The organism is Pseudovibrio sp. POLY-S9 (genome assembly GCF_001431305.1).
GTDB lineage: Bacteria > Pseudomonadota > Alphaproteobacteria > Rhizobiales > Stappiaceae > Pseudovibrio.
Window position 1 is genome coordinate 1 of the sequence record NZ_LCWX01000189.1, and the last position, 2,776, is coordinate 2,776.

General features: G+C 57.6%; 2 protein-coding genes. Both read right to left on the reverse strand.

Annotated elements, in window-relative coordinates; translation table 11 throughout:
* Positions 1-25: 25 nt before the first annotated feature.
* Complete coding sequence (locus tag PPL9_RS18280; protein ID WP_057464035.1) at positions 26-1,369, reverse strand: HK97 family phage prohead protease; 1,344 nt, start codon at positions 1,367-1,369, stop codon at positions 26-28.
* On the reverse strand, positions 1,369-2,776 hold a 1,408-nt coding region (locus PPL9_RS18285), incomplete at its 5' end, for a phage portal protein (protein ID WP_057464036.1). The genes PPL9_RS18285 and PPL9_RS18280, both read right to left, overlap by 1 nt.

The following is a 2,776-nucleotide window of genomic DNA, read 5'->3' on the forward strand; positions in this document are numbered from 1 at the left end:
TGATTGAAGGGGCATGCCCCTTCAATCAAAAGTCAAAGCTGCGAAAGTGGGTAATTTTCAAGCAGCACAAATGGGGAAAATACATCCAGCACTGACAGATGGTTGTGCGCCGTGCCCAGGGGCGGAAGGTGCGCGGAGTGCTGTCATAAGCATCACGCAAAGTCTTACCGGCTACATTGGCAAGGATCGCCGGGAAATCTGAGGTGGCGTGATAGCCGGCTGAACGCATGGCAAAGGCGGCGGTGGCCAGCTCCATCTTGCTCATGCCAAGCGTGCTTAGACCGCGTCGTTCCAAAGCATTGCGAGCCAACTCCAACAGCGTCATGCCGCGGAACTGTCTTGCATCGTCACTGAGCTTGGTGAGATCGGGCGAGGCCCGGTGTTGCAGTGCATTGGTGAGGGCGTTGCGATAAGAGATCTCGCGAGTGTCCTGATCCCGCGCTTCTGCTGGCACTGGTTCTGAGGTCTTGCCTTTGAGCGGATCGGCCTCGTAGATCTTGTCGAGGATTTCTGATCGGGCAGCTTCCAAGGACACGCCACGTGCAATCAGATCATCTGCATAGCTTTCTTCCAGCTTATGACGCCGGCACAGCTGGGTGATGGTGCTAACACGGGTACGCTCCTCAGTGCGCACAGCCTCCGCATTGGGCTCTTCCTTGGGAGGTGAGGGAGGAGAAGACGAGACTGTTTGCTCCTGTGGTTTAGGAGGATCGGCTCTCGTTGTGTCTTTGGCTGAGTTATCTTTGGGCGTATTGGGCATCAATTCCTCCTTGGAAGGCGGAGAGAGGGAGGTGCTGCGGATAAGCGTGCAGGGACTGAAGGAGGGCGGTGTTTCGCTTGAGCTTCGAGTTTGCGCACCCGGATCAGCGGGAATAGCGACTGCTGAAACTTCCAGAGGCTCCCAGTCGGTGGCACGCCAGAGTTCACGTTTGCCCTCTTGTGCTGTGATCTCATAGGTGTGAACGCGGTAGCCAACAGACACACTGCGCACGGTGCCTTCCAGGATACGCTGGACAATGCCGGAGGCGTCTGGTGCGTCTGTCAGCCGGATGGTGGCAACGCCTTTGCCGTCTTGAAGGCGCACGGAACCAGGAACAACAGAGCCCAGCACATTCTCTAAGCGCCAGGCATTGTGAGAATTGAGGAACGGCGCCCCTGCGTCCAATCTGCTAAGGCGAACAGATTTCTCATCCACCTGCAGCTCTTCATCATATTCAACAAGCTCATCCCAGCCTTCCCAGCGCATGCGCTGGACGGTGGCGCCCGTGGTCCAGACAATCTCAATGGTGCGTGCCTCGCGGTCTACGCTATCTGCACGCACTTCTGCAGCCCGCCCTAAAAGCGGCAGACCTAACGTTTGCTCTGGCATCAGGTTTCGTCTTTCGCTGTGCTGCTGGATGGTTCTAGTTGCGGGCCCGTTTCGAGTTCAACTTGTGCAAGGCCAGCACGGGAGACTTTGCGGGGATCGCTATCCAGAACCAGACCGAGGTCATCTGTTTCCTTGAGGAAGGCCGCTTGCTCTTCCATCACCTCTCGCGGGTCATAACCACGCTTGGCAATCTGCTGAGGCAGGGAGGTGAAGCCAGCTCTGGTCTCAATAAGATCGGTTTCCGCATCCTGCTTGGGATTGACGCTTTCAAACTTAGGCGGTGCCCATTCAGCCGGGACGTCCGGGGTATCGATAAGACCTGCCGTGTAAGCGGCCTCAACAAACCAGGCCCAGATAGGCTCGCAGAACATCGGGATAATGATGTGCCATTGCACTTGATCCACCATACGGCGGAACTCGTTCAACCCGGCGCGGTTTGAGGAGAAATTGGCCTGACTGAGATCTCCGGTCATCAGCGCATAAGGCATCCGGAATCCCGATGCGATGATGTGCATCTGCACCCGGTTCCATTCGGCAATGCCGCCTGAATGGCCTGGCGTGTTAAAGCGAATGTCCTTGCCGCCCCGTGCATAAGCAATCATGCCGGGTGAAAATTGTTCGACTTGGTTGCCTTCGGCATCTTCTACTGTGGGGGCAACGGAAGCGCCGCCATCACCATCTTCACCAAGCACCACACCGACCAGACAGGCTTCGGTCTTCTTGCGCACCATTTCAGCAAGCTGCCAGTCACCGAGATCGCGCAGCGCTGTCATGGCCGGCGTTCCCCAGGGCACGCCTCGTGACTGCACGCGCTGACGCTCAAACAGATGGGCGACCATATCCGCAGGAACGCGAACCGACTCCAACCGGCGTGTGAACGCTGATGTGGTGTCGCCCGGGTGGTCGGGAAACATCCAATAGGCGGTCCGACTGCCGGATTTATCGTATTCAATGCCCTGGCGAATGGAGTTGTCTTTGGTCTCACTCAGCCGGGAGGTATCCAGATGGTCGGCCTCGCGAAGCTCAATCTGCAAGGGCACCTTGCCCTTGGAGCTACGCTGAGGGCGTTTGAGGGCAAAGACCTCGCCGCCCTCGATCATTTCCCGCACGGCCAGGCTCAAAAGCCCATGAAAGTCCGTATGACCATGGGCATCGCAAGCCTTTGCCCATTCGTTCCAAAGCTTGTCGATCTTCTTGTTGCGCGCTTTGCTCGTTGTTGCTGCCCGTGGCCGGATGCCAGGCCCAACCATGTTGTTGACCAGCACCTGAACTGCTTGGGCTGCCAGTGGATTGTTGCGCACCAGATCACGCATGCGGTCTCGAAGAAGACTGCCTGCCGTTGCGATCTCGCTGTCGGCAGCGCTATTGCTGGAGCGCCAGCCATCATTAAGGCGGCCCTTTTGCGCG